Below are 26,510 nucleotides of genomic sequence, written 5' to 3'. Positions count from 1 at the left end.
ACCTCACGGATTGACGATGTCGGCGTTCTCGCCCTCGCCGCCGGGCTGGCCGTCCGCCCCGTAGCTCTTGATGTCGAAGCCGTCGGCGTGGACCTGGCCCGGGTAGAAGTAGACGTAGTCGTGCTGCCAGGGGTCCTTGAGCCCGGCCTTGCACTTGCCGGCGGCGACCACGGCCTGGAGACCCTCCTCGCTCGTGGGGTAGCGGCCCTTGTCCACCTTGTAGAGGTCGAGGCAATTCTCGAGCGTGTGGAGGTCGGTCTTGGCCTGCTTGATCTTCGCGTCGGAGAGCTGGCCGACCACGTTCACCGCCACCGCGGCCGCGATGAGGCCGAGGATGGTGATGACCACCATGATTTCGATGAGCGTCATGCCGCGCTGCGCGGCCTTGGACGCGAGCTTCCGAGAGCGCATCTAGCTTCCTCCGGCGAGGGTGTTGATCTGCAGGATGGGCATCAGGATCGAGAAGACGATGAACGCGACCGCCACGCCCATCCCGACGATCATGAACGGCTCGAGCAGCGCGGTCAGGGCGCCGACCTTGGTCTCCACCTGCGCGTCGTAGGCGTTCGCCACGTTGGTGAGCATCTCCTCGAGCTGACCGGAGCGCTCCCCGATGGCGACCATGTGGTAGACGAGCGGCGGGAACTCGCCGGAGCGCTTGAGCGGCGCGGCGATGCTCTCGCCCTCCTTGATGGCCTCGCGCGACTCGTCGATGACCTGCGCCAGGCGCACGTTGCCGACGATGTTCCGCACGATGTCGAGCGAGGTGAGGAGCGGGACGCCGCTCTTGAGCAGCGTGGCGAGCGTGCGGCTGAAGCGGGCGATGGCGATCTGGCGGATGAGGCTGCCGAAGATGGGGAAGGTGAGCACCCTCCGATCCCAGACGGCGCGGCCCGCCGGCGTCTCGCGCCAGCGCAGGAAGAGCGCCACCGCGCCGGCGGCGAGCAGGAAGAAGAGCCACCAGTAGTCGTGGACGGTGGTCGAGAAGCCGATGAGCGCCTTGGTGGTCCAGGGCAGGGTCACCTTGCTGTCGTCGAAGATCTTGGTGATCTTCGGGATCACCACCGTGAACAGGATGCCCATGATCACGGTGGCGATGCCGAGCATCGCGGCCGGGTAGGTGAGCGTGCCGACGATCTTCGAGCGGAGCCGCGCCTGCGACTCGGTGAAGTCGGCCAGCCGGACCAGCACCAGCTCCAGCGCGCCCGAGGACTCGCCGGCCCGGATCATGTTCACGTAGAGGTTCGAGAACACCTTGCCCTGCGCCGCCATGGCGTCGGCGAGCGGGCTGCCCTCGTTGACCCGCTGGCGGACGTCGGAGACGACGCGCTTCATCCGCTCGTGATCCACCTGGTCGACGAGCGCCCCGAGCGCCTCGACCAGCGGCACGCCCGCCCCGACCAGCACCGCCAGCTGGCGGGTGGTGATGGCGACGTCGCCGGCGTTGATGCGCCCGCCGACCCAGCGCCGCATCGAGACGTCGCGCTTGGCGGCCGCCGCCGCCTCCTTCTGGCCGAGCACCTCGGTGAGGAAGACGTTCTCGCGCCGGAGCACCTGGCGCAGGGTCTTCGGCGAGTCGGCCTCCTTGAGCCCCTCGATGCTCTTCCCGCGCGCGTCGAGCGCCTTGTACTCGAAGACGGGCACTAGTGGATGTCCTCGGCCGTCACCGACAGCACCTCGGCCGCGGTGGTGATCCCGCGCGCCACCTTGTAGGCGCCGTGCTCGAGCAGGGTCATCATGCCGCGCTCGACCGCCGCCTTCTTGATGGTGCCGGAGTCCACGTTCTTGAGGATGAGCTGCCGGACGTCGTCGTCGACGAGCATGAGCTCGTAGATGCCGGTGCGGCCCTGGTACCCGGTGTGCTGGCAGGCCGGGCAGCCCTGCGCCTTGTAGAGCACCTCGGGGCTGCCGGCCTTGGCGAGGATGGCGGGCGTGATGCTGGCCTGGTCCAGCTCCTCCTGCGTCGGCGCGTAGGCCTTCTTGCAGTCGGGGCAGAGGACGCGCACGAGCCGCTGCGCCAGCACCCCCACCAGCGACGAGGCGACCAGGAACGGCTGCACGCCCATGTCGGCGAGCCGGGTCATGGCGCCGGCGGCGTCGTTGGTGTGGAGCGTGGAGAACACGAGGTGGCCGGTGAGCGAGGCCTGGATCGCGATCTCGGCCGTCTCCAGGTCGCGGATCTCGCCCACCAGGATGACGTCCGGGTCCTGGCGCAGGAACGAGCGCAGCCCGGAGGCGAAGGTGAGGTCGATCTTGGGGTTCACCTGCACCTGCCCCACGCCCTGGAGCTGGATCTCGACCGGGTCCTCGATGGTGAGGATGTTGAGGTTGGGCGAGTTGATCTTGGAGAGGCCGGCGTAGAGCGTGGTGGTCTTGCCGGAGCCGGTCGGCCCGGTGACGAGCACGATCCCGTGCGAGCGGGTGATGAGCGTGTCCATGATCTCGAGCTGCCACGGCTCGAAGCCGATCTGCTCGAGGTCGAGGAGGACGTTCGACTTGTCGAGGAGCCGCATCACGATCCGCTCCCCGTGCGCGGTGGGCACGGTGGAGAGGCGGATGTCGACGTCCTTGCCCGCGATCTTGATGCGGATGCGGCCGTCCTGCGGGAGCCGCTTCTCGGCGATGTTGAGCCCGCCCATGATCTTGATGCGGGAGCCGAGCGCCGCCTGGATGCGCTTCGGCGGCCGGATCACCTCGCGCAGCTCGCCGTCGATGCGGTAGCGGACCGAGAGGTCGCGCTCCTCGGGGTTGATGTGGATGTCGCTCGCGCGCTCCTTCACCGCCCGGAAGAGGAGCGAGTTCACGAGCCGGATGATGGGCGCCTCGTCGTCCGCCTCGAGGAGGTCGGTCGGCTCCTCCAGCTCGTGGGCGACCGACTCCAGGTCCTCGGTCTCGAGGCCCTCCATGATCTTGTCGTGCTCGTCCGCGGCGCGGTCGTACACGGAGTTGATGGCGTCGAGCACCGCCTGCGAGGTGGCCAGCTCGGGCTCGAGCGCGGTGCCGAGCAGGATCGAGAGCTGGTCGAGCGCGGCGGTGTCGAGCGGATCGGCCACCGCCACCCGCGTCGCGCCGCCGGCTGCCGGCCCGAGCGGCAGCACCCGCGCCGTCTTGGCGAAGTTGATGGGGATCTTCTTGGCCAGCTCCGCCGCCGGTGCCTCGGCGTCGACGCGCTCCAGGAACGGGAGCTCGAGCTGCGCGGCCAGCGCCCGCAGCACGTCCTCCTCGGAGACCGCCCGCATGCGCACCAGGATCTCCCCCAGGCGCTGGCCCGCGTGCTCCCCGCGCTGGGCGGCGAGCGCCTCCTCGAGCCGCTCCGGCGCGAGGCGCGCCTGCTGGACGAGGATCTCGCCCAGGGGGCGGCCCTCGAGGCCCGGCGCGGCCGCGGGCGCGAGCGGCGTCGAGAAGGTGAAGGGATCGGCGGTGAGGTCGGTCATGGTGAACCCGAGAGAACACGCGGCGGCCGCGCCGCATTCACGGCGAGGGCGCCTGCGGCGCCGGCTCGGACGGGCTCGCCTCGGGCGCGGGAGCGGGCGCCGGAGCCGCCCCCGGACCCTCGGCGGGCGGCGCGGCCCCCGGCGCCGGCGCGGGAGGCGCGGCGGGCGGGGGCGGCGTGGCGCCGGGCGCAGGCGACGCTGGCGCGGGCGACGCCGGCGCGAGGGGTCCCCCCCGCCCGCCGGGCGTGATGGCGCTCTCGCCCGGCGCGCCGGGGCCGCCGTTCTCGAGCCGCAGGCCCTCCAGCTCCACGTCCTTGCGGAGCTTCGTGTAGGGGCCCGTCTTGCGGTCGTACTCGACCGTGGGCTCGTACTTCGACGGCTCGCCGTAGAACGCCTGCAGGAACTCCTGCTGCTCGCGGCGCTTGCGCTCGTAGATGCGCCGGTAGTCCGACTGGTCGCGGATGATGTACGGGGTGAGGAAGAGCAGCAGGTTCGTCTTCGTCTTGGTGGTGACGTTGTCGCGGAAGAGCCAGCCGAGCACCGGGATGTCGCCCAGGAGCGGCGTCTTGTGCACCGACTGGATGGTGCGGTCCTGGATCAGGCCGCCGATGACGATGGTGCTCTGATCCTTCACCGAGATGTTCGTCTTCACGGTGCGCTTGGCGGTGGTCGGCCCGAGCTGCGGATCCTTGCTCGCGATCTCCTCCGTCTGCTCGTCGATCTGGAGCCGGACGTTGTCGCCCTCGGTGATCTGCGGCTTGATGCGCAGCCGGAGCTCCACGTTCTGGCGCTGGATGGGCGCGACGAGCGAGCTGATGCCGCCGAGCCCGAGGAGCCCGCTCACGTTGCTGGTGTTGGTGCCGCTGCTGGTGGCGGCGCTGCCGAGGCTGCTCAGCGCCGAGTACCCGGCCTGGAACGGGACGTTCTGGCCGACCGTGATCTCGGCGTCCTCGTTGTCGGAGGCGAGGATGTGCGGCGTCGAGATGACGTTCACGTCCGAGTTGGTCTGGAGCGCCTGCACCAGCACCGACAGGCTGGGGACGCCCGGCAGCACCGAGGAGAGCTCGGCCGAGGTCGGGCCGACCAGGCCGGTGAGGAAGCCGCCCAGCTGCACGATGCTGGTGGGGCTGAAGGAGTTGATGCGGCCCGTCTCCGAGCCGAGCGGGATGTAGCCGGTGCCGTCGGAGGTCTTGTAGGGGATGGCGGTGTGGGCGGAGACGCCGAACTGCTTCTCGTCCTGCAGGTTCACCTCGAGGATGACCGCCTCCACGAAGACCTGCCGGCGCGGCCGGTCGAGCTTGTCCACCAGCCGCTGGATGGTGGCGAAGTCGGAGCCGCTGGCGAGCACGATGAGCGCGTTCGCCACCTTGTCGGCGGTGACCTTCACCTCGCCGGAGAAGAGCGCCGCGGTGGTGACGCCGGGCGTGCCGCCGGCGCCGGCGGCGGCCTGCACCGGCTGGAACGGCTGCGGCGCGATCCCGGCCGGCGCGCCGGGGGTGCCGCTCTTGCGCGCCGAGGCCTGCCCCTGCGCCAGGGCCGAGAGCGTCTGCGCCAGGTCCTCGGCGGTGGCGTTCCGCATGAAGATGACGTGGATCTGCCCCTCGCCGGAGGTCGGCACGTCGAGCTGGTCGACGAGGTCCTTGACGCGCTGGAAGCTCTTGTCGTCCGCGATGACCACGAGCTTGTTGGTGCGCTCGTCGGCCATGACCTTCGAGATGGAGAGCGCGCCGTCCTCCGCGCCCCCCGGGGCCGGGGCCGGGGCGGGGGCGCCGGGCGTGCCGGTGGCGACGCCGCCGATGACCGGCCGCCGCCCGGGCTTGCCGGCCTGGCCCGGCGTGGCCTGGAACACCTGGTTCACCTTGTCGGCGAGGTCGCGCGCCGCGGCGTAGCGCACCTGGATGAAGCGGATGAGCTCCCCGGAGCCGGGGCGGTCCAGCGCCTCGAGCATGCGCTCGATGCGGCGGATGTTGAGGCCGAGGTCGGTGATGATGAGGACGTCGGGCGGGATGGACTGGATGTCGGCGCCCTGGGGCGAGGTGAAGTTCCCCATGATGCCGCGCAGCTGATCCGGGTCGGCGAACCGCAGCCGGAAGAGCTTCGTGATGGGCTGCTCGGTGGCGGGCGCCACCGACCCGTCGTCGAGGTAGGTGGGGATGGCCGTCTTCTTCGCGTCCGCGATGCGGACGAGCTTGTGGTACCGGCCCGACGGGTAGACGGCGATGTTGTTGGCGGTGAGCGCCGCCAGGAAGGCGGCGTACGCCTCGTCGGCGGTGACGGGGGTCTTGGAGAGCAGCGAGATCTTCCCGCGCGCCACGTCGTCCGTGTACGCGAAGTTGCGGCACGTCCAGCGGCTCGCCTGCTCCAGCACGTCGACGATGTCGGCCTTGTTGAAGGCGAGGAGGAACTTGCCCTCCATCGGCTTGCAGACGCCGTCGGCGTGGGCCGTGCCGCCGGCGGCGCCGGGCGGCGCCACCGCGCCCGCGCCGGCGGCCGTGCCGGCGGGCGCGCCCGGGGTGCTCTGGACGCGCGGGCCGGGGCGGACGCCGCGCGGGGCGGGGGCGGGCGCGGGCAGCTGCGGCTGGGCCTGCTGCGCCTGCTGCTGCGCCTGCAGCGCCGCGCGCGCGGCCGAGGACTGGGCGCCGGGCGACTGCGCCGCGCCGGGCGGCGGCGGGGGAGGAGCGCCGGGGTAGGGCGGGGCGGCGGCGCTCTGCGGACGCGCCAGCGCCGGCACGGCGGCGAGGAGGAGGAGGAGCTTGCGCATGGCGTCTCGGGTCGCGGGCCGCGGTGCTTCACGGACCGGTGACGTTGTACTCCTTGCGGATGACCTGCCCGTTGCGCTCGATCTCGATCGAGATGTGCGGGGTCTCGCGGAGCTTCTGGTAGACCTCCAGCGCCTTGTCGGGCGAGTTCATCTCGTACCCGTTGATGCGCTGGATGACGTCGCCGTTCTCCACGCCGATGGCGGAGTAGAGCGAGCCCGGCTGGATGGAGAAGAGCTTGAAGCCGTTCGCGACGCCGTTCTTGAACGAGGGGACGATGCGCGCCTGGGTGGCGACGTTGTTCAGGTTCGAGAGCGTCTCGTCGATGAACTTCTTCTTCACCTCGTACCGGTTGTCGGCGAGCTTCTTCACGCCCTCGGCGGCGCTGGGGCCGGCGGGCTCCGCCTCCTCCGGGACGCCCGGGCGCGCCAGCGGGCGCGGCGGCGGGGCGCCGGAGCCGTCGCCCGGCTCGAAGTCCACGTACTGCTTCTGCCCGCCGTCGCAGACGATGGCGACCACCTTGACCCCGCTGCCGGTGGCGTCGCGGTCGTCGCGCAGCCGCTCGATGGAGAGGACGGTCGCGCCGAGGAGCTGATCCCCGATGCCGTAGACGCGCGTCTCGCGGGTGTTGAGGTCGGTGATGGAGGCGATGGAGGAGCGCGGGTGGTCGGAGATCACCGCGGCCACGAGCTGGGCGCGCAGGCCGCTCTTCACCGGCGCCGCGTTGCGATCGGCGCAGTTCTGCGGCCCCTGCGGCTGCGCCCCCGCGCCCGCCTCCTGCCCGGCGGCGGGCGCCGCCGGCGGCTTCTGGCCGACCAGCGCGTACAGCCGCTCGGAGTCGAGCCGCGGCGGCGCGACGGGGCGGGCCGCCGCGGAGGGGAGCGCGCTGAGGTCGACCGCCGGGCGCGGGCGGATGACGGCCGCCACCACCGTGTTCACGGTGCGTGCGCAGAGCCACGCCGCCGCGAAGAGCAGCAGCAGGGTGGCCGTCCAGGCGTATTTTCTGAAGAAGAGGTCGAGCATGCGGGGAGCGCCCCGGAGGTGGTGAGCAACGCGCGTGCCAGCGACGGCGGCCGGGGACATCATGCAACGGCCCGCGACGGCTTGCGATTTCTCGTACGCTCGCCCGCGCGGTCCCGACCGCCGCCCGCGGCCTTGTCATTTTGGCAAGGCCGCGCCCGGCGCGCCCCGGGCGCGGCCAAATTGGCAGCGCCTAGGGGACGTCCTGCCCCTGCCCCCCGCCGGGCTCGACGAGCCGCCCGCTCTCGTCGCGATCGAGCTTCCGGTAGATCGTGCGGGCGGCGATGCCCAGGATCTGCGCGGCGAGCGTCTTGTCGCCGTGGGTCTGCCGGAGCGTCTCGCGGATCACGATCTTCTCGACCTCCTCCATCGGCGTGCCGAGGGGGATGGCCAGGGAGCCGGCCGGGGCCGGGGCGGGGGTGCCCGAGCGCGGCCGCCGCACCGCCTCCGGGAGGTCCGTCTCGTCGACCAGCCCACCGCGCGACAGCACCACCGCGCGCTCGACGGCGTGCTCGAGCTCGCGCACGTTGCCGGGCCAGGGCGACGCCTCGAGCGCCGCCAGCGCGGCCGGCGTGAACCCCTCGAGGCTCTTCCCGTGCTTGAGCGAGAGGCGGCGGAGGAAGGTGCTGGCGAGGAGCGGCACGTCCTCGCGCCGCTCCCGGAGCGGCGGCAGCCGGACGGCGATGACGTTGAGCCGGTAGAAGAGGTCCTCGCGGAAGCGGCCCGCGCGCACCTCGGCGGCGAGCTCCTTGTTGGTGGCCGCCACGATCCGCACGTCGACCTGGACCGGCTGCGTGCCGCCGAGCCGCTCCACCACGCCGTCCTGCAGCACGCGCAGGAGCTTGACCTGAAGTCCGGGCGACATCTCGCCCACCTCGTCGAGGAAGAGCGTGCCGCCGTGCGCGCGCTCGAAGCGGCCCTCCTTGCGCGCGGCGGCGCCGGTGAACGCGCCCCGCTCGTAGCCGAAGAGCTCCGACTCGAGGATGGTCTCGGGGATGGCGGCGCAGTTGATGGGCACGAACGGCCCGGCCGCCCGCGGCGACCGGTCGTGGACGAGCCGCGCCGCCAGCTCCTTGCCGGTGCCGCTCTCGCCGCCGAGCAGGACCGTGGCCGCGGTGGGCGCGGCCTGCTCGAGCGCGTTCACGGCGGCGCGGAAGGCGGGGGCGTTGCCGACGAGCGCGCCCGGCGCGGCGGCCGCGCCGAGCCCCGCCAGCTGCGCCTTGAGCGCGCGGTTCTCCGCGACGAGCGACGCCTTCTCGAGCGCCTGCCGCACCGACTTGACGATGGCGTGGCGCTTCACGGGCTTGGTGATGAAGTCGTAGGCGCCGAGCTTCATGGCGGAGACCGCCGCCTCGACGGTGCCGTAGGCGGTCACCAGCACCACCTCGGTCTCGGGCGAGACGGCGCGGGCGGCGCGCAGGAGGGCCTCCCCGCTCATCCCCGGCATCATGAGGTCGGTGACGAGCACCGCCACCTGCTCGCGCCGGAGGACGTCGAGCGCCTCCGCCCCGGAGCCGGCGGTCGCGACCTTCCAGCCCTCGCGCGCGAAGATGCGCGCCAGCGACTCGAGGTTCGAGGGCTCGTCGTCGGCGATGAGGATGAGGGGCTCCACCGGAGCCCTTTATACCGCGCCGCTACGGGCGCCGCGCCGCGCCCGCGTCGGGGGCGGCGGTCCCGGCGTCGCCGGGGGCCGCGCCGGCGGGGGCGGGCTCGACCGACATGGCGGGCGGGACGCGCTGGGTGGGGATCTGCTTCTCGGCGCCCGGGCGCTCCTCCGGGCACCCGGCGAGGAGCGCCAGGGCGGCGAGGCCGGCGAGGCGCGCGGCGAGGGGGGCACGGGGCATGCGCGCTGAGTACAGCGCGGGCGGCGGCGACGCAAGCGCCGGGCGCGCGCCCCGCGAAGACGAAGGCGGCGGCGCCCGCGAGGGCACCGCCGCCTGGGACGACGCGCAGCGGGGTGGCGCTACGCGGTCGGCGTCTCGCCGCCCTCGGCGGCCGGGGCCGCCTCGGGAGCCGCCTCGGCGGGCTTCGCCTCGGCCTTGGGCTTCGGCTTGCCGGCGTTCGCCTTGGCGCGCTTGGCGGCGCGGTTCTCGGAGGCCTCGGCCTTCTTCGGCTCCGCCTTCTTGGCGGGGGCGGCCTTCGCCTCGGCCTTGGCGGGCGCGGCCGGGGTCGCGGCGTAGCGCGTCTTGAAGCGCTCGATGCGGCCGGCGGTGTCCATGATCTTCTGCTTGCCCGTGAAGAACGGGTGGCAGTTGGCGCAGATCTCGATGTGGAAGTCGCCGCGGGTCGAGCGGGTCTCGATGACGTTCCCGCAGGCGCAGGTGACCTTGGCCGGCTTGTAGTCGGGGTGGATGCCTTCGCGCATGGTTCCTTCTCGGAGCGGCCGCTTGCACGGCGAGAGCGCCGTGGTCCGGGCCGCGAGGGGGCGGGATCTAGTCGGTTCGGGCGGTTACGTCAAGGGCGGCGGGGCGCGCCGGGCGGTCCTCGCGGTGCGGGCGGCCGCGGCGGAGGACGAGCGCCCGCCCTACTTGCCGCCGCCGACCATCATCTTGAAGAACTCGTCGTGGTTCTTCACCTGGCGGAACTTGTCGAGCGTGAACTTCATCGCCTCGACGTTGTCGAGCCCGTTCAGGATGGTCTGGCGCAGGATGTAGATCTTGGAGAGCCACGCCGGGGGGAGGAGCAGCTCCTCCTTGCGCGTGCCGCTCTTCGCGATGTCCATGCACGGGAAGATGCGCTTCTCCATCAGCTTGCGGTCGAGCACGATCTCCGAGTTGCCGGTGCCCTTGAACTCCTCGAAGATCACCTCGTCCATGCGGCTGCCGGTGTCGACGAGCGCGGTGCCGATGATGGTGAGCGAGCCGCCCTCCTCGATGTTGCGCGCCGCGCCGAAGAAGCGCTTCGGCTTGTGGAGCGCGTTCGAGTCGACGCCGCCGGAGAGGATCTTGCCCGAGGGCGGGACGACCGAGTTGTAGGCGCGCGCCAGGCGGGTGATCGAGTCGAGCAGGATGACGACGTCCTTCTTGTGCTCGGCCAGCCGCCGCGCCTTCTCGATGACCATCTCCGCCACCTGGACGTGGCGCGTGGCGGGCTCGTCGAAGGTCGAGGAGACGACCTCGCCCTTCACCGTCCGCTCCATGTCGGTCACCTCCTCCGGCCGCTCGTCGATGAGCAGGACGATGAGGGTGACCTCGGGGTGGTTGGTCGTGATGGCGTGCGCGATGTTCTGCAGGAGCACCGTCTTGCCGGCGCGGGGCGGGGAGACGATGAGGCAGCGCTGGCCCTTGCCGATGGGCGCGAAGAGATCGACCACCCGCGTGGTCATCTCGTTCGGATCGTGCTCGAGCCGGAGCCGCTCGGTCGGGTAGAGCGGCGTCAGGTTGTCGAAGAGCACCTTCGACTGGCTCTCCTCCGGCGGCTGCCCGTTGATCGAGTCGACCTTGAGCAGCGCGAAGTAGCGCTCGCCCTCCTTGGGCTGGCGCACCGTGCCGCGCACCGTGTCGCCGGTGCGCAGGTTGAAGCGCCGGATCTGCGAGGGCGAGACGTAGATGTCGTCGGGGCCGGGCAGGTAGCTGAAGTCCGGGCTGCGGAGGAAGCCGAAGCCGTCCGGGAGCACCTCGAGCGTGCCCTCGCCGCCGACCTCCATCTCCTCCTTCTTCTCCTCGGCCACCTTCGACTGCGCCTGGAGGATGGCGAAGATGAGGTCCTGCTTCTTGAGGGCCCCGGCCGCCTCGATGTGGAGCGAGGTCGCGAGCTCGGTGAGCTGCGCCACCTTCATGTGCTTGAGGTCGGTGTGGCTGGGAGAGGCGGCGGGGGCGGCGGGAGCGGCAGCGGGCATGGGACTCGTCCTGAGGGGTGGCGCGCGGGGGACGCGCGGCGCGGATCCGGCTCGGTTCGGTGCGTGCGTGTGCGAGGGAGCTCGCAGCGGGAGAGGCTGAGATTCCTAAGCTTCTGCTCCTGCGCTGTCAACCGGGCGCCCCGCCGCGCGCCGCCGCCATGAGGCCCGGCGGCGGCGGGGGCGAAGGGGGGCGCATGGAGGCGGAGGTCGGTGCCGCTCTCAGACCATGAACTCGGGGCAGGTCCGTGGCTCGGTGGGGCCTGGTGCGCGCGGTACACTCGCGGGCACGGGCCTCCTCCGGGCTCGCGAGGAGCACGGATGCCCGAACAGCGAAGCGCCACCCCTGCCGTGCCGCCGCCCCTCCCCGGGCGGGCGCGGACGCCGGTCCCGACGCTCGTGCCGGCCGTGGCGCTCGCGCCGGCCGCCGCCCCCCCCGCGCCGGCGCCGGCCGCGGCCCCGGCGGTCCGGCCGGCCCCGGCCCCGCTCGCCGCGCCGGCCCCCGTCCCGCCGGCGAGCGCGCCCGCGCTCACCGCGGTGCAGGCGCCCGTCCCCGGGGCGCTGCCCTCCGCCGAGGAGGCGGAGGCGGTGCTGGCGGCGGCGCTCCGCGGCGAGGCCCACCCTGACCCCGACTGGCGCGCCGCGGCCGAGCGCGTCGCGGCCGCGCTCTCGGAGGGGGAGCGCACCGCGCTCACCTCTGGCCCGCTCTCCTTCGACCCCGGCCTCCTGCGCGGCGCGGCGGGGCTGCGCCTCCGGCTCGACCTCGCGGTGGCGCTGGTGCCCACGCGCCCGGACCTCCACGGCGCCGCGCTGCCGGCGCTGCTGGGCGAGGTGGACGCGCTCCTGCTGAAGGTGAAGGTCGCCGGGGCCGACGCGCCGCCCGGTGCCGCCGAGGCGCTCGACCCGGTGCGGCTCGCCCTCGTCGACGGCGGGGTGGCCCTGGCGGGCGCCCTGGCGCGGGTCGGGCCCGCCGCGCCCGCGCCGCTGCCGGCCGCGCCCTTCGTCTCGCCCTCGCGCCCGGCCCCGCGGGTCCTCTCCAACCTGACCGCGGCCGAGGCGGCCCGGACCGAGCGCAGCGGCAAGGGGCTGTGGGTGGCGTTCGCGATCGCGCTGGCGGCGGTCGGGGGCTACCACGGCTGGCAGTTCGCCACGCGCAAGCCGCCGGAGCCCACGCCCACGTTGGCCGGCGCGCCGGCCCACACCTTCGTCGTCCCGGACGGCGCCGGCGGACAGCTGCTGCTCGTCGAGCCGGGCGCGAAGGTGAGCCCCGCCGAGCTGGAGGCGTTCACGGAGCAGGAGCGCGCCAAGGGGAACGTCCTGCGCGCGCTGCCGAGCGGGGGCTGGGTGGTGGAGCCCGCCTCGCAAGTCAAGGAAGGAAAGCCATGAGGTCACCTCGCGCCGCCGCTCATGCCCGCGGCTTCACGCTCATCGAGCTCATGATCGTGGTCGGGATCATCGGGCTCCTGTCCTCGGTCGCGCTCCCGGGCTACCAGAAGTTCCAGCTGCGCTCGCGCGCGGCGGAGCGCAGCATCGTGATGGTGGGCCTCGGCCGCGCCGTGAACGACATCGTCCAGAACCAGCAGCGCGTGCCGCCCGGCCTCGCGGGGGCCTGGAACCCCGCCGCGGTCCCCGGCGTCGGCAAGGGGCGCATCGACTGGAGCATGGCGGGCTGGAACCAGCTCCCGATGCTCATCCAGGGCGACACGTATTACAGCTACTCCTTCGCCATCAACGACCTGACCGCCACCGGCGGGCCGCTCACCATGACCGTGACCGGCGTCGGCGACCTCGACGGGGACGGCGCGACCAGCACGCGCACCATGTCGTATCTGGCGAAGGGCTACAGCTTCCTGCCGGTCTCGGACCTGATCATCGGCTCCGCCGACACCTTCTAGCGCTGGACCTCGCCGGATCCCGTTGCCCGCGCGGCCGCGCCGGGCCATGCTCCACGCGCATGACCGAGCCGAGCGCGGCGGAGCGCGCCGAGGCCCTCCGGGGGCAGCTCCGCGCCGCCGATCACGCCTACTACGTCCTCGACCAGCCGATCCTCTCCGACCCGGAGTACGACCGGCTCATGCGCGAGCTGGCCGCGCTGGAGGCGGAGCACCCCGAGCTCGCCCGCCCCGACTCGCCCACCCAGCGCGTGGGCGGCGCGCCCTCGGAGCGGTTCGGCCGGGTGGTGCACCGCGAGCCGATGCTCTCGCTCGGCAACGTCCAGACCGACGAGGAGCTGGACGAGCTCGACGCGCGCGTCCACCGCCTGCTCGGGCTGCCCGCCGAGGAGCCGGTCCGGTACGTGCTGGAGCCGAAGCTCGATGGGCTGGCGGTGGAGCTCGTCTACGAGGACGGCGCCTTCCTCCAGGGCTCCACCCGCGGCGACGGCGTGAACGGCGAGGACGTCACCCAGAACCTGCGGACGGTGGGGCGGCTGGGCGCGAACCGCGGCATCCCCGCGCGCCTCGCCGGCGCTCCGCGCCGCCTGGAGGTCCGGGGCGAGGTGCTGCTGCAGAAGGAGCACTTCGCCGCCATGAACCAGCTCCTCCTGCGGCAGGGCGAGGAGCCGTTCGCGAACCCGCGCAACGCCGCCGCCGGCTCGCTCCGGCAGCTCGACTGGCGCGTCACCGCCACCCGCCCGCTCTCCTTCATCGCCTACGAGGCGCTGGTGCCGGGCGGCGACGGCGGCGCCCCCTGGCGGCACCACTGGGAGAAGCTCCAGGCGCTGGCGGCCTACGGCTTCGAGACCAACCCCGAGAACCGGCTCTGCCTCGGCATGGGCGAGGTGAAGGCCTACCGCGACCGGATGGCGGACCGCCGCTTCGAGCTGCCCTACGACACCGACGGGGTGGTGGTGAAGGTGGACGACCTCGACTGGCAGCGCCGGCTGGGCGCGGCCTCGAAGTTCCCGCGCTGGGCGGCCGCCTTCAAGTACCCGCCGCAGGAGGAGACCACGCGCGTCCGGCAGATCTGGGCCTCGGTCGGCCGCACCGGGGTCCTCACGCCGGTGGTGGAGGTGGAGCCGGTGCGCCTGTCGGGCGCCACCATCTCGCGCGCGACCCTCCACAACGAGGACGAGATGCGGCGCAAGGACATCCGCGTCGGCGACCTCGTGCTCATCCGGCGCGCCGGCGAGGTGATCCCCGAGGTGGTGAAGTCGATCCCGGAGCGGCGCACCGGCGAGGAGCGGGAGTTCGTCTTTCCCGAGCACTGCCCGGTGTGCGGCGCGCGGGTGGTGCGCGAGGAGGGCGAGAAGGTCTACCGCTGCACCGGCTCGGCCTGCCCGGCGCAGCTCGTCGGGCGGCTCACGCACTTCGCCGGGCGCCGCGCCATGGACGTGGACGGGCTCGGCGAGAAGCTCGCCGCCCACCTCGTCTCGACCGGGCTGGTGAAGGACTTCGCCGACCTGTACGCGGTGCGCTTCGAGGACTGGCAGAAGGCGTTCGGCCGGAACCGGAAGCCGGCCGAGGGCGCGAAGCCGCAGGAGCTCCCCGAGAAGAGCGCCCAGAACATCGTGGCGCAGCTCGAGCGCTCCAAGCAGACCACGCTGCGCCGCTTCCTCAACGCGCTCGGCATCCCGCAGGTGGGCGAGGCGACGGCGGCGACGCTGGCCCGCCACTTCGGCGCCGTCGAGCCGTTCCTCGCCGCGGGCGAGGAGGAGCTCACCGCGGTGCGCGACGTCGGCGAGGAGACCGCGCGCGAGATCCGCGCCTGGACCGGCGAGCCGCAGAACCAGGAGGTGGTGCGCCGGCTGCTCGCGGCGGGCGTCGTCGCCGCGCCCGAGCCGGCCGCGGTGGGCGGCTTCTTCGCGGGCAAGACGGTGGTGCTCACGGGCGCGCTGGCCCGCCGCTCCCGGGACGAGGCCAAGGCGGAGATCGAGCGGCGCGGCGGCAAGGTGGCGGGCTCGGTCTCCAGGAAGACGCACCTGGTGGTGGCGGGCGAGGAGTCCGGGTCGAAGCTCAAGAAGGCGCAGGAGCTGGGCGTGCGGGTGGTCGGCGAGGAGGAGTTCGAGCGGCTGCTCGCCGGGGGGGAGCCATGAGCGGGGCGGCGAAGGAGCGGGTGCGGGTGGTCGTGACGGGCCGGGTGCAGGGCGTCGCCTTCCGCCAGTCGACCGCAGACGAGGCGCTCCGGATCGGCGGGCTCACGGGCTGGGTCCGCAACCGGTCCGACGGCTCCGTGGAGGTGCTGGCGGAGGGGGAGCGCCCGGCGCTGGAGGCGCTCGTGCGCTACTGCCGGCGGGGCCCTCGGCTCGCCCGGGTGGAGGACGTGCAGGCGAGCTGGGAGGCGGCCCAGGGCGGGCTCGCCGCGTTCGACATCGCGTTCTGAAACCTGCTAAAAGCTCGGCCCCCTTTCCCGCGCCCCCTGGCGCCGGGAGCAACCATGGAGCGGGCCACCGGCGGTTCCAACCCGCCGCCCGAGACGACATGGACCGCGACCCCTCCGCCCTCGACGAGCTGATCCTCGCCGCCCAGAAGCCCTCGCGGTACGTGGGGTGCGAGCTCGGCGCCGTGGTGAAGGACCTCGGCGCCGCCGACCTCAAGTTCGCGCTCGCCTTCCCCGACACCTACGAGGTCGGGATGTCGAACCTGGGCTTCCGCCTCCTCTACCACGCGCTCAACGACCGGCCGAACGTCGCCTGCGAGCGCGTCTTCCTGCCCTGGCCGGACATGGAGGCGCTGCTGCGGGAGCGCCGCCAGCCGCTCTTCACGCTCGAGTCGCGGGCGCGCGTGGCCGACTTCGACGTGCTCGGCATCACGCTCCAGTTCGAGCTCTGCTACACGAGCGCGCTGGCGCTGCTCGACCTCGCGGGCATCCCGCTCCTCGCGCGCGAGCGGACCGAGCGGCACCCGCTGGTCCTGGGCGGCGGCCCGTGCGCCATGAACCCCGAGCCGGCGGCGGACTTCTTCGACGCCTTCGCGGTGGGTGAAGGCGAGGCGGTGGTCCACGAGATCGCGGACGCGGTGCTGGCGTGGAAGCGCTCCGGCGCGCCGCGGGCCGAGCTCCTGCGCGCGCTGGCGCGCGTCCCGGGGGTCTACGTCCCCTCGCTCTTCGCGCCCCGCTTCGACCCGGCCACCCGCGCGCTGGCCGCCCTGGAGCCGCTCCTCCCCGGCTACGAGCGGGTGGAGCGCCGCGTGATGCCCGACCTGGACGCGCTCTCCACCACCGCCTACGAGCGGCCCCTGGTGCCGTTCATGGCGACGGTGCACGACCGGCTCCCCATCGAGCTGCAGCGCGGCTGCACCCGGGGCTGCCGCTTCTGCCAGGTGGGGATGATCACGCGCCCGACGCGCCAGCGCAGCCCGAAGCAGGTGCTGCGCCTCGCCGAGACCGGCCTCGCCGCCTCCGGCTACGAGGAGGTCGGGCTGCTCTCGCTCAGCTCGGGCGACTACGGCTGCCTGAACCCGCTCCTCGACGACTTCCTGGAGCGGTGGGAGGGCGAGCGCATCGCCATGTCGCTGCCGTCGCTCCGCACCGAGACGATGAGCGACGAGCTGGCGAAGAAGATCGGGCGCATCCGGAAGACCGGGTTCACGCTCGCGCCGGAGGCGGCCACCGAGCGGATGCGGGCCGTCATCAACAAGGGGAACCGCGAGGAGGACCTGCTCCGGGCGGTCGAGTCGATCTTCCAGAACGGCTGGTCGCTCCTCAAGCTCTACTTCATGATCGGCCTCCCCGAGGAGACCGACGAGGACGTCGCCGCCATCGCCGGGCTCGCCCGGCGCTGCCTGCAGGTGGCGCGGCGGACGCTGCCGAAGGGGCAGGGCTCGGCCACCATCCACCTCGGGGCCAGCACCTTCGTCCCGAAGCCGTTCACGCCCTTCCAGTGGGAGCCGATGATCGCGGAGGCCGAGACGCGGCGGCGGCAGCAGCTCATCACCGCCGAGCTGGGCGGCCGCAACGGCGCCATCCAGTTCAAGCCCCACGACGCGCGCCAGGCGGCCATCGAGGGGGCGCTGGCGCTCGGCGACCGCCGGGTGGGGACCGCCATCCTGGCCGCCTACCGCGCCGGGCAGCGGCTCGACGGCTGGTCCGAGTGGTTCGACGAGGGGCGCTGGCTCGAGGCCTTCCGCGAGCTGGAGCGGGTCCACGGCGTCGGGCTCGCCTTCTTCGCGCACCGCCGGCGTCCGCTCGACGAGGTGCTGCCGTGGGACCGCATCGACTGCGGCGTCTCGAAGCCCTACCTCCAGAAGCAGCTCGCCGCGGCGCGCAACCAGGCCGAGGTGGTGGACTGCGTCCTCGCCCCCTGCACCGTCTGCGGCGCGTGCGACTACGAGGTGGTGAAGAACCGGGTCCACGAGGCGAAGGACTACGTCCCGGAGCCGCCGCGGCCGCCGCGCCCGCCCGAGTCGCCGGTCCGCACTCACCTGCGCGTCCGGTACTCCAAGACCGGCCGGCTGGTGGCGCTCTCCCACCTCGAGACGATGCACGCCATCCTGCGCGCGCTCCGGCGCGCCGGGCTGCCCATGGCCTACTCCCAGGGCTTCCACCCGAAGCCCAAGGTGTCCTTCGGGCCGGCCCTGCCGGTGGGCGTCGAGAGCCGCTGCGAGTACCTCGACCTCGAGCTGGTCGGCGCCGCGGACGCGGACGCCATCGCGGCGCGGCTCGCCCCGGCGCTGCCGCCCGGCCTGACCGTCGAGGAGGCGCGCCCGCTCGATCCCCGCGCCACCTCCATCAGCGCCTCGCTCCGGGCAGTGCACTTCATCGCCGATTTTCCTGCGGATTGGACCGAGGAGCGGCTCGGCGCCGCCATCGCCCGGTTCGAGGAGTCGGCCCAGGCGACCGTCCGCCGCACCTCCCCCGGGAAGGGGAAGGACCGAAAGCGCGGCGAGAAGATTGCGCAGGGCAAGGCAAGGGAGATAGACCTGAAGGACATCGTGACCCACCTCGCCCTCGAGGGTGAACGGCGGGTCGCATTCAGCTTGAAGGCGGACCCGTCGGGGAGCGCCAAGCCAGCCGAGGTGCTGGCGGCGGTGTTCGGCGACGGAGCCCCGCCCAGGGGAGTCAAGGTCTTGAAGGAAGGCGTCAGCTTCGAGAGGACGACCAGCGCGCGACCGCAGGCCGGTATCCCCCGCGCGCCCCGTTACCTCGACGCCTGAACACATTGAACGCCCGCCGGGCCGCCGCGGGGCGGCCAGAGCAGCAGCCGGCGCGGAAGGATGCGGACGTGAGCGCGAGCTCGACGATCGGTTGGACGACCCGGAGCCCTCGAGGCCCCGGCTCGCCGCGGCCAGGGCCATGCGTGGCCTCGCATCCCGCACGCGCGCGGCGCGGCAGGGCCAGCGAGGTCCCACATGGCCGGTTCGAGCATCCTCGTCATCAACGCCGCAGGCGCTGAGACGCGCGTCGCCCTCGTCGAGAGCGGCACCATCCACGAGTTCTACCTCGAGCGTAAGCGCGAGAAGGGCATCGTCGGCAACATCTACAAGGGCCGCGTGGTCCGGGTGCTCCCGGGCATGCAGGCGGCCTTCGTGGACATCGGCCTCGAGAAGGCCGCCTTCCTGTACGTCGGCGACGTCTACGGCGACCCCGACTTCTCGGAGGAGTTCGAGCTCACCGAGGGTGAGCACGCGAACGCGCTGCACGAGGTCCCGAGCGAGCAGGAGGCCGAGGAGCAGGAGGCGCGCGCCCGCGCGGCCCTGCCCGCGCCGGCCGCCGCCGGCGAGGGCCAGCCCGCGGAGGCGCCGCCTCCCGCGGCGGAGCCGGCCGCCGCCGCCGAGGCGGGCGCCGCCCAGCCCGCGGAGGGCGAGCCCGCGGCCGCCCCGCTCGCGCCCATCGCGCTCACGAACGCGGTCGGCATGGAGCCCGTCCCGGCCCCGCCGCCGCTGCTCGTCCCGGAGCTGCCGCCCGCGCCCGAGGCCGCCGCGGCGCCGGAGGCGCCGGCGCAGGCCGAGCTGGAGCTCGCCGCGACGCCCGCGACGCCCGCCGAGGCGGGGTCGCCCATCGCCGAGGCTCCGGCGGCGGCCGGTGAGGTGACCGCGCCGGCGGCGGCGCCCGCGAGCGGCCAGCGCGAGGCGCGCCCGGCCGAGGCGGCGCGCGAGGCGCGCGACGGGCGCGACGGGCGCGACGGCCGGGACGGCCGCGAGCGCGGCCGTCGCGACGGGCGCGGCCGCGGGGACCGCGGCGAGCGGGGGGATCGCGGGGAGCGCGACCGCGGCAACGCCCGCCACAACGGGCACGGGCGCGAGGAGCGCCGCGAGAAGGGGACGAAGAACATCCAGGACCTCCTCAAGGAGGGCCAGGAGGTCATCGTCCAGGTCGCGAAGGATCCGATCGGGACGAAGGGCGCCCGCATCACCAGCCACATCTCGCTGCCGGGGCGGCACCTCGTCTTCATGCCGACCGTCGATCACATCGGCATCAGCCGCCGCATCGAGAAGGAGGGCGAGCGCCGCCGGCTGCGCGAGATCGTCGACCGCATGCGCCCGGAGGGCACCGGCTTCATCGTCCGCACCGTGGCGGAGAACGTCGAGGCGCCGAAGCTGGAGGCGGACATCCGCTTCCTCATCCAGGTGTGGAACGAGATCATCCGCACCAAGGACAAGGTGGGCGCGCCGGCGCTGCTCCACCCCGACCTCGACCTCATCCTGCGCGCCACCCGCGACCTCTTCACCGCCGACGTCCACAAGCTCGTCATCGACGACCGGGACGAGTACGACCGCATCCTCCGCTTCGTGAAGGAGCAGGCGCCCCACCTCGAGTCGCAGATCGAGCTCTACCAGGGCGAGGAGCCGATCTTCGACGCGTACGGGATCGAGCAGGAGCTCAAGCGCGCCAGCCAGCGCAAGGTGTGGCTGAAGAGCGGCGGCTACCTCATCATCGACCAGGCCGAGGCGCTCACCGCCGTCGACGTCAACTCGGGCCGCTACGTCGGCAAGAAGAACCTCGAGGAGACGATCACCAAGATCAACTCCGAGGCGGCCAAGGAGATCGTCTACCAGCTCCGGCTGCGCAACATCGGCGGCATCATCATCATCGACTTCATCGACATGGACAAACCCCAGAACCGCGACAAGGTCTTCAAGGCCTTGCAGGACGCGCTGGGGCGGGACAAGGCGAAGACGAACGTCCTCAAGATCAGCGAGCTGGGGCTCGTCGAGATGACGCGCAAGCGCGTGCGCGAGTCGGTCACGCGCATGATGAACGAGCCCTGCAGCTACTGCGACGGGAAGGGGCACCTCCGCTCCAAGATGACGGTCGCCTACGAGATCTTCCGCGAGATCCGCCGCGACGCGCCCAGCTTCCCGGAGCCGGTGCTGGTCGTGAACTGCCACCCCGAGGTCGCCCGCATCCTGCAGGGCGAGGACCGCGACGAGCTGCGGTACCTCATGGACCGGTACAACAAGACCATCCAGGTGAAGCCGCAGTCCGGCTACCACCAGGAGCAGTTCGACATCTACGGCCGGCAGGACCGGGGCGAGAAGGAGCGCGAGCGCGAGGACCGCGGTCGCCGCGGCGGACGCGGTCAGGGCCGGGGTGCGGCCCAGGCGCAGGCCCAGCCCCAGGCCGAGGCGAGCGAGGCGGCAGCGGGCGGTGCCGGCGCGGCCGGTGACCCGGCGCCGGCCGAGGCGCCCGGGGGCGGCAAGGGCCGGTGACGCGCGCGGCACGCGGCCTCGCCGCCGCCAGGCCGCTCCTGCACGCCATGCGGGGCGAGAGCGTCCGCCTGCGGGCGATGGCGCTCACCTACCTGTCGCTCTTCGCGCTGGTGCCGGCGCTGGTGGTGGCGTTCACGGTGGTGCGCGCCTTCGCCGGCACCGACGCGATGTGGCGCGGCATCCACGGCTACCTGCTCGACAACCTGGCGGTCGGGGCGCGCGCCTCGATCGAGCCCTACCTCGACCGCTTCGTCCGGAACGCCCACGCCACCAGCGCCGGGCTCGTGGGCGGCGCGCTGCTCGTCTTCTCGGCGGTGAGCCTCTTCGGTCAGGTCGAGCGGGCCGTGAACGACATCTGGTGGGTGCGGCGGTCGCGTCCGCTGCCGCAGCGCGCGCTGCTCTACTGGGCCGGGCTCACGCTCGGGCCGCTGCTCCTCGCCGGGTCGCTCACCCTCGGGCACGCGGTCAGCGCTTTCTTGGAGGGCGCGCCGGTGGGCCAGGTGCTCGTCCGCGTCGCGGCCGTGCTCGTCTCGTGCCTGCTCTTCGCGGCCGCCTACCTGTTCCTCCCTGCCACCCGGGTGCGCCCGTGGGCGGCGGCGGTGGGGGGGCTCGTGGCGGGCCTCGCCTGGGAGCTCGCCAAGGCGCTCTACACCCTCGCGGTGGCGCGCTTCTTCCGCTACCACGCCATCTACGGCTCGGTGGCCTCCGTCCCCATCTTCCTCCTCTGGCTGTACGTGTCCTGGACCGTGGTGCTGTTCGGCGCGCGCGTCGCGTTCGTGGCGCAGCACGCCCGCGTCATCCTGGCCGGGCACGCGCCGGCCGGACAGGGCACCGTCCTCGGCCGCGAGCTCCTCGCCTCGCGGGTGATGCTGGAGGTGGCGCTCGCGTTCCGGGCGGGCGCCCTCCCCCCGGACTCGGCCGAGATCGCCTTGCGCATCGGCACCTTCGCCGAGCCGGTGCGCGAGATGGTCGCCACGCTGCGGGGGCGGCGGCTCGTGCTGGAGGTGGCCAGCGGCGGGCTCGTACCTGCTCGGCCGCTGGAGCACATCTCGCTCGCGGATGTGCGCTCCGCGGTGGCGGGCGAGCCCCCGGCGGCGAGCGGCAACCCTGCGGAAACTTTGCTGTCCTTGGTGCTCGCGGGCGCCGAGGGGGCGGCCGCCGAGGCGCTCGGCACGAAGAGCTTCGCGGAGCTCTGCCAGGCGCTCGAGTCCCGCGGGAGCCCCGCCGGGAGCGGGGGAGCCGCGCAGCGCACCTGAGCGCCTGCGGCGCCATCCTGGCCATGCCAGCGGAACCCTTGCTGATTTCGGAGGGTTCCGCTAGGCTTCCTCCCAACCTGGACGGGACTCGGTTTGGAGGCAGTCCCGATCGCGCCGGAGCGCCTCGATGCTCAAGTCGGATCTCATCAACATCCTCGTCGTGAAGCGCGGCGTCACGCAGAAGCAGGCCGAGTCGACCATCGAGACCATCTTCGAGTCGATGAAGACGGCCCTGTGCAAGGGAGAAAACATCGAGATCCGCGGGCTTGGCGCGTTCCACGTCAAGCACTACGAGGGCTACCAGGGCCGGAACCCGAAGACGGGCGAGGTGATCCCGGTGAAGCCGAAGCGGGGCATCCTCTTCCGGACCGGCAAGGAGCTCCGCGACCGCGTGAACCGCATCGAGGGCGCGCTCCCGGTCGACGACGACGACAAGGACGACGACTCCGGCGCGAGCACCCCGCCGGTCGCCGCCGGCGGCGCGGTCTAGCCCTCGGCCGCGGGCAGCGCCAGCTTCCCGACCGGCCTCACCGGGCAGGTCGCCGGAAGCTCCTCGTAGGACAGCACCGCCAGCCTCGGGAAGCGGGCCGCCACGAGCTGGCGGAGCGGCCGCCGCACGTCCGAGGCCGCGAGCAGCACGGGGTTCCGCGCGTCGGGCGCCGCGAGCGCCCGCGCGAGCTCGTCCAGGAGCCCGTCGGCGGCGCGCGGATCGAGCGCGGCCACGCTCCCGGCCAGCGCCTCGCGCAGCGCCGCCTCGGCGGCTGGGTCGAGGAGCACCGCCTCGAGCGACCCAGCCCCGGCGTAGCGGTGAGCGAGGTGCCGGCGCAGCGCCCGGCGGCAGCCGTCCACCAGGGCGGCCGCGCCGCGGGGCGCGCCGCCCGCTTCGAGGAGCGCCTCCAGGATGCGCGGCAGGGGGCGCAGGGGAACGCCCTCCTCCAGGAGGGCCCGCAGCACCTCGGCCAGGAGCGGCGCCGGGACCTGGCGCGCGACCTCGCGCACGAGCGCCGGCTGCGTGGCCTCGAGCTCGTCGAGCAGCGCCTGCACCTCCTGCACGCCGACGAGGTCGTGGGCGTGCCGGCGCAGGCCCGCCGCCACGCCGGCCGCGACCCGCTCCGCCGGCCCCCGCAGCGGCGCGAGCGCGCTCGCGCGCGCCACCTCGGCCTCGCCCACGAGCGCGGCCGCGCTCCCGGTGAGCGGCTCCACCTCGGGCGCGGCGCCGATGCCGACCGCGTGCAGCTCCGCGGGGTCGATGAGCGCGAGCCACTCGCCCGCCGGCGCGCGGCCCGCCGCGGCGGGGACCTCGTCGACGAGCAGCCGCCAGCCGCCGGGTGGCAGCGGGGCGGCGCGGAGCGCGAGCGGAGGGAGCGGCAGCCCCAGGTCGGCGGAGGCCTCCCGCCGCACCGCCGGGAGGAGCTCGCGCCCGAGCGCGCTCGCCGCCAGCGGCAGGAGGTCCTCCGCCAGCTCGAGCGCGAGCGGCGACGGGGCCTGCGCGGGGGCGGCGGCGAGCGGGAGCGAGCCCGCCCCCCTCGGCGCACCCGCGCGGCCCGCCCGCGCGGCGCCGCGCTCGCCCCGGCCGGCGAGGAAGGCCGCCAGCGCGGCCGCGGCCGCGAGCGCCGCGAACGGCCCCGCGGGGAGGCCCGGCACGATCGCGAGCCCCAGGCAGAGCGCCGCCACCGCGCCGAGCGCTCGCGGATCGGAGAAGAGCTGGCGGCCGAGGTCCTGGGCCAGGCTGCCGCCCTCCTCCTCCGCGGCCACCCGCGTCACCACCACCCCGGCCGCGATGGAGACGAGCAGGGCCGGGACCTGCGCCGCGAGCCCGTCGCCGATGGCGAGCAGCGCGTACCGCTGCGCCGCCGCCCGGAGCGGCAGGCCTCGGACGAGCCCCGCGACGAGGCCGCCGCAGACGTTGACGAGGACGACGGCGATCCCTGCCAGCGCGTCCCCCTTCACGAACTTGAGCGCGCCGTCCATCGCGCCGTAGAGCTGCCCCTCGCGCTCCAGCGCCCGCCGGCGCCGGCGCGCCTCCGCCGGATCGATGGCCCCCGCCCGCAGGTCCGCGTCGATCGCCAGCTGCTTGCCGGGCATGGCGTCGAGCGTGAAGCGCGCCGCCACCTCGGCCACCCGCTCGCCGCCCTTCGTCACCACGAGGAGCTGCACCAGCGTCAGGATCGCGAAGATGACCGCCCCCACCACGTAGTCGCCCGCCACCGCGATGCGCCCGAACGCCTGCACCACCCGGCCCGCCTCGCCGCGCGCCAGCACGAGCCGCGTCGAGCTCACCTCGAGGGCCAGCCGGAGCAGGGTCGTGAAGAGGAGCAGGGTGGGGAAGCTCGCGAAGCCGAGCGCGTCGCGCGCGGAGAGCGCCACCACCAGCACGGTCGCGGAGAGGGCCAGGTTCGCCGCCAGGGCGAGGTCGAGCAGCCACGCCGGGAGCGGCGCCACCAGCAGGCTCACCGTGGCGAGCGCGAGGAGCGCCAGGGCCACGTCCGCGCCGCCCCGGAGCCGGCCGGCCAGGCGGTGGAGCGGGTTCACCCGCCCTCCTGGGCGCCGGCGCGGACGTGGACGAGGACCGCGGCGGCGGCGTCGTACAGCTCCTCCGGGATCGCGTCGCCGACCTCGGCCAGGCGGAAGAGCGCGCGCGCCAGCGCGGGGTCGCGTACCACCGGGACCCCCGCCCGCCGCGCCTCGGTGCGCAGCCGCGCCGCGGCCGCGCCGATCCCCTTCGCCAGCACCCACGGCGGGTCGTCGCGGTGCGGCTCGTGCCGCAGCGCCACCGCCACGTGGGTGGGGTTCACCACCAGGCAGGTCGCCAGGCGCAGCGGCCCGGCGCCGCCCGCCCGCGCCAGCCGCCGCCGCTCCGCGACGAGGCGCGGGTCGCCCTCGTCCTCGCGCCGCTCGCGCTGCACCTCGGCGCGGGTCATGCGCAGGCTGCGGTGGAGCCGCCAGCGCGCCAGGGCGAGGTCGAGGAGGCCGAGCGCGACCAGCAGCCCGAGGACGGGGAGCGCCACCCGCAGCGCGAGGGCCGGGAGGAGGCGCAGGAGCTGCGCGGGCGCGAGGCGCGCGGCGGCGAGCGCCTGCGGCAGCGCGGCCCGCACCAGGCCGGCCGCCAGCGCCAGCGCGGCGGCGGCCTTGGCGGCGGCGAGGCCGAGCGCGGCGAGCCGGCCGCCGGACGCGAGCCGGGCGAGCCCGCGCGCCACGTCGAGGCGCTCCGGCCGGAAGCGGAGCGCCTCCGGCGCGAAGAGCCCCCGCGTCTGGACGAGGCCGGCGAGGAGCGCGCCCGCCCCCGCGGCGGCGCACGGCGGGAGCGCCGCGGCGGCGAGCGCGGCGGTGGCGCGGAGCAGGGCGGCGGCCGGCGCCGGTGACGGGGCGGGGCCGATGGCCTCCAGGAGCGCGCGCCGGAGGAGGGCCGCCAGCGCGCGCGCCGCGCCGGGGCCCGTCACCGCGAGCGCCGCCAGCCCGGCGGCGAGGGCCGCGGCGCCGGTGAGCTCGCGGGAGCTCGCCACCTCGCCGCGGCGGCGCGCCTCGCGCAGGCGCCGCGGCGTCGGCTGCTCGGTGCGCTCGCTCACGGGGCCCCCGCCGCGGCGCCGCGCAGGAGCCCGGCGGCGAGCGCCACCGCGGCGGTGAGCCGGCCCGCCAGCGCGGCCGCCCCGAGCGCGAGCGGCAGGAGGCCCAGCGCGGCGCGGGCGGGCTGGGCCGCGGGCGAGAGCGCCAGCTGGGGCGCGGCGCGGAGCGCCAGGGCCACGGCGAGGTCGGCGGCCAGCACCCCGGCCGCGGCGGGGGCGCCGAGCGCGACCGCGCACGCCAGGAGCTCGCCCGCCCCGCGCAGCCCCGCCTCGAGCAGCCCCGGCGGCAGCGCGCCCGCGCCCACCGGAGCGGCGCGGAAGCTGTCGAGGAGCGCCGCCACTACCAGGCGGTCGCCGCCGGCGGCCGCGGCCAGGACCACCATCCACTGGGTGAGCAGGTCGCCGGCGGCGGACTCGCGCTGGCGCAGCGGCGCGACGTGCAGCTCGGCGAGGGTGGCGCCGCGCAGCGTGTCGACGAGCCGCCCACCCGCGCGCGCCGCCTCGAAGGGGAGGCCCGCCAGGAATCCGAGGCCGGCGCCCAGCGCGAGCTCGCGGGCGGCGGCGGCGAGGAGCTCGCGGGCGCCGCCCGCGAAGGCGCCGCCGCCGGCGGCGGACCAGGCGCTCGCGCCCAGGCCGAACGCGAGCGCGCCGCGCACGGCGGGCGGCACGAGCGGGCCGCCCAGGAACGGGCAGAGGAGCGCGGCCGGCAGCAGGCGGACCCCGTGCAGCGCCGCAGCGGCGGCCCCCGGCACGAGCGGCGCCACCGCGTCGAGGAGCGGGGTCGCGGTCACGGCGCCACCCGGGGCACGAGCTCGAGGCACGCCGCCGCGAAGCGCGACAGGCGCGCGCCGATCCACGGCCCGGCCACCCCCAGCGCCACGAGCACCGCGGCGAGCCGGGGGACGACGCCGAGCGCCGGGTCCTGCACCTGCGTGGCGGCCTGCAGGACGCCGGTGGCGAGCCCCACCAGCAGCGCGGCCAGCAGCGGCGGCGCCGAGACGAGGAGCGCCAGCAGCACGGCTTCGCGGCCCAGGGCGAGGAGCGTCGATTCCACGG

21 protein-coding genes are annotated in these 26,510 nt (G+C 74.5%); 8 read left to right on the top strand and 13 right to left on the bottom strand.

What is annotated here, in order from left to right; all coding sequences use genetic code 11:
• Positions 1-3 precede the first annotated feature (3 nt).
• The 9 genes from gspG to rho form a co-directional block, all read right to left on the bottom strand.
• Complete coding sequence (gene gspG / locus HWY08_RS01695) at positions 4-411, bottom strand: type II secretion system major pseudopilin GspG (RefSeq protein WP_176062386.1); 408 nt, start codon at positions 409-411, stop codon at positions 4-6.
• A complete protein-coding gene (gene gspF, locus HWY08_RS01690) occupies positions 412-1,644 on the bottom strand; it encodes a type II secretion system inner membrane protein GspF (RefSeq protein ID WP_176062385.1) in 1,233 nt (410 codons plus the stop codon). It abuts the gene before it with no gap.
• Entirely contained in the window at positions 1,644-3,434 is a 1,791-nt protein-coding gene (gspE, locus tag HWY08_RS01685) for a type II secretion system ATPase GspE (RefSeq protein ID WP_176062384.1), read from the bottom strand. The genes gspF and gspE overlap by 1 nt, the downstream gene beginning before the upstream one ends.
• A gap of 37 nt (positions 3,435-3,471) precedes the next feature.
• Positions 3,472-6,195, bottom strand: a complete 2,724-nt coding sequence (gene gspD / locus HWY08_RS01680) for a type II secretion system secretin GspD (RefSeq protein ID WP_176062383.1) — start codon at positions 6,193-6,195, stop codon at positions 3,472-3,474.
• A 28-nt stretch (positions 6,196-6,223) separates the two neighbouring features.
• Positions 6,224-7,216: a type II secretion system protein GspC gene (gene gspC, locus HWY08_RS01675; protein ID WP_176062382.1), complete on the bottom strand. Its 993-nt coding sequence runs from the start codon at positions 7,214-7,216 to the stop codon at positions 6,224-6,226.
• 190 nt (positions 7,217-7,406) lie between these two features.
• Complete coding sequence (locus HWY08_RS01670; RefSeq protein ID WP_176062381.1) at positions 7,407-8,825, bottom strand: sigma-54-dependent transcriptional regulator; 1,419 nt, start codon at positions 8,823-8,825, stop codon at positions 7,407-7,409.
• Between the two features lie 22 nt (positions 8,826-8,847).
• Entirely contained in the window at positions 8,848-9,057 is a 210-nt protein-coding gene (locus tag HWY08_RS01665) for a hypothetical protein (RefSeq protein WP_176062380.1), read from the bottom strand.
• A 119-nt stretch (positions 9,058-9,176) separates the two neighbouring features.
• Positions 9,177-9,578 carry a 50S ribosomal protein L31 gene (gene rpmE / locus HWY08_RS01660; RefSeq protein ID WP_176062379.1) on the bottom strand — a complete coding sequence of 134 codons (402 nt, stop codon included), beginning with the start codon at positions 9,576-9,578 and terminating at the stop codon, positions 9,177-9,179.
• A gap of 159 nt (positions 9,579-9,737) precedes the next feature.
• A complete protein-coding gene (gene rho, locus HWY08_RS01655; RefSeq protein ID WP_176062378.1) occupies positions 9,738-11,051 on the bottom strand; it encodes a transcription termination factor Rho in 1,314 nt (437 codons plus the stop codon).
• A gap of 318 nt (positions 11,052-11,369) precedes the next feature.
• Between rho and HWY08_RS01650 the strand changes: the two genes are divergently transcribed.
• From HWY08_RS01650 to HWY08_RS01615, 8 genes are all read left to right on the top strand, one after another.
• Positions 11,370-12,434, top strand: a complete 1,065-nt coding sequence (locus HWY08_RS01650; RefSeq protein WP_176062377.1) for a hypothetical protein — start codon at positions 11,370-11,372, stop codon at positions 12,432-12,434.
• Positions 12,431-12,943, top strand: coding sequence for a pilin (locus tag HWY08_RS22140; RefSeq protein ID WP_176062376.1), 513 nt, complete (start codon positions 12,431-12,433; stop codon positions 12,941-12,943). Before HWY08_RS01650 ends, HWY08_RS22140 begins: the two co-directional genes overlap by 4 nt.
• 59 nt (positions 12,944-13,002) lie before the next feature.
• Positions 13,003-15,081: an NAD-dependent DNA ligase LigA gene (gene ligA / locus HWY08_RS01640; protein WP_176062375.1), complete on the top strand. Its 2,079-nt coding sequence runs from the start codon at positions 13,003-13,005 to the stop codon at positions 15,079-15,081.
• Positions 15,078-15,368 carry an acylphosphatase gene (locus HWY08_RS01635; RefSeq protein WP_176062374.1) on the top strand — a complete coding sequence of 97 codons (291 nt, stop codon included), beginning with the start codon at positions 15,078-15,080 and terminating at the stop codon, positions 15,366-15,368. The genes ligA and HWY08_RS01635 overlap by 4 nt, the downstream gene beginning before the upstream one ends.
• Before the next feature lie 98 nt (positions 15,369-15,466).
• Complete coding sequence (locus HWY08_RS01630) at positions 15,467-18,139, top strand: TIGR03960 family B12-binding radical SAM protein (protein ID WP_176062373.1); 2,673 nt, start codon at positions 15,467-15,469, stop codon at positions 18,137-18,139.
• 195 nt (positions 18,140-18,334) lie between these two features.
• The gene (locus HWY08_RS01625) at positions 18,335-20,635 is read left to right on the top strand and encodes an Rne/Rng family ribonuclease (RefSeq protein ID WP_176062372.1); all 2,301 of its coding nucleotides are present in this window, start codon (positions 18,335-18,337) and stop codon (positions 20,633-20,635) included.
• The gene (locus HWY08_RS01620; RefSeq protein WP_176062371.1) at positions 20,632-21,891 is read left to right on the top strand and encodes a YhjD/YihY/BrkB family envelope integrity protein; all 1,260 of its coding nucleotides are present in this window, start codon (positions 20,632-20,634) and stop codon (positions 21,889-21,891) included. Before HWY08_RS01625 ends, HWY08_RS01620 begins: the two co-directional genes overlap by 4 nt.
• Positions 21,892-22,018: 127 nt before the next feature.
• Complete coding sequence (locus tag HWY08_RS01615; protein WP_176062370.1) at positions 22,019-22,381, top strand: HU family DNA-binding protein; 363 nt, start codon at positions 22,019-22,021, stop codon at positions 22,379-22,381.
• Here the strand turns inward: HWY08_RS01615 and HWY08_RS01610 are convergent.
• Genes HWY08_RS01610 through HWY08_RS01595 form a run of 4 tightly spaced genes read right to left on the bottom strand, consistent with a single transcriptional unit; the run spans position 22,378 to position 26,508 of the window.
• Positions 22,378-24,423: a flagellar biosynthesis protein FlhA gene (locus tag HWY08_RS01610; RefSeq protein ID WP_176062369.1), complete on the bottom strand. Its 2,046-nt coding sequence runs from the start codon at positions 24,421-24,423 to the stop codon at positions 22,378-22,380. The genes HWY08_RS01615 and HWY08_RS01610 overlap by 4 nt on opposite strands.
• Entirely contained in the window at positions 24,420-25,457 is a 1,038-nt protein-coding gene (locus HWY08_RS01605; RefSeq protein ID WP_176062368.1) for an EscU/YscU/HrcU family type III secretion system export apparatus switch protein, read from the bottom strand. Before HWY08_RS01605 ends, HWY08_RS01610 begins: the two co-directional genes overlap by 4 nt.
• Positions 25,454-26,245 carry a flagellar biosynthetic protein FliR gene (locus HWY08_RS01600; RefSeq protein ID WP_235969397.1) on the bottom strand — a complete coding sequence of 264 codons (792 nt, stop codon included), beginning with the start codon at positions 26,243-26,245 and terminating at the stop codon, positions 25,454-25,456. Before HWY08_RS01600 ends, HWY08_RS01605 begins: the two co-directional genes overlap by 4 nt.
• Positions 26,242-26,508 carry a flagellar biosynthetic protein FliQ gene (locus tag HWY08_RS01595; RefSeq protein WP_176062367.1) on the bottom strand — a complete coding sequence of 89 codons (267 nt, stop codon included), beginning with the start codon at positions 26,506-26,508 and terminating at the stop codon, positions 26,242-26,244. The genes HWY08_RS01600 and HWY08_RS01595 overlap by 4 nt, the downstream gene beginning before the upstream one ends.
• Positions 26,509-26,510 lie beyond the last annotated feature (2 nt).

Origin of the sequence: Anaeromyxobacter diazotrophicus, from assembly GCF_013340205.1 — a bacterium.
Taxonomy (GTDB): Bacteria; Myxococcota; Myxococcia; order Myxococcales; family Anaeromyxobacteraceae; genus Anaeromyxobacter_A; species Anaeromyxobacter_A diazotrophicus.
This window is presented reverse-complemented; position numbering and strand designations above follow the sequence as displayed.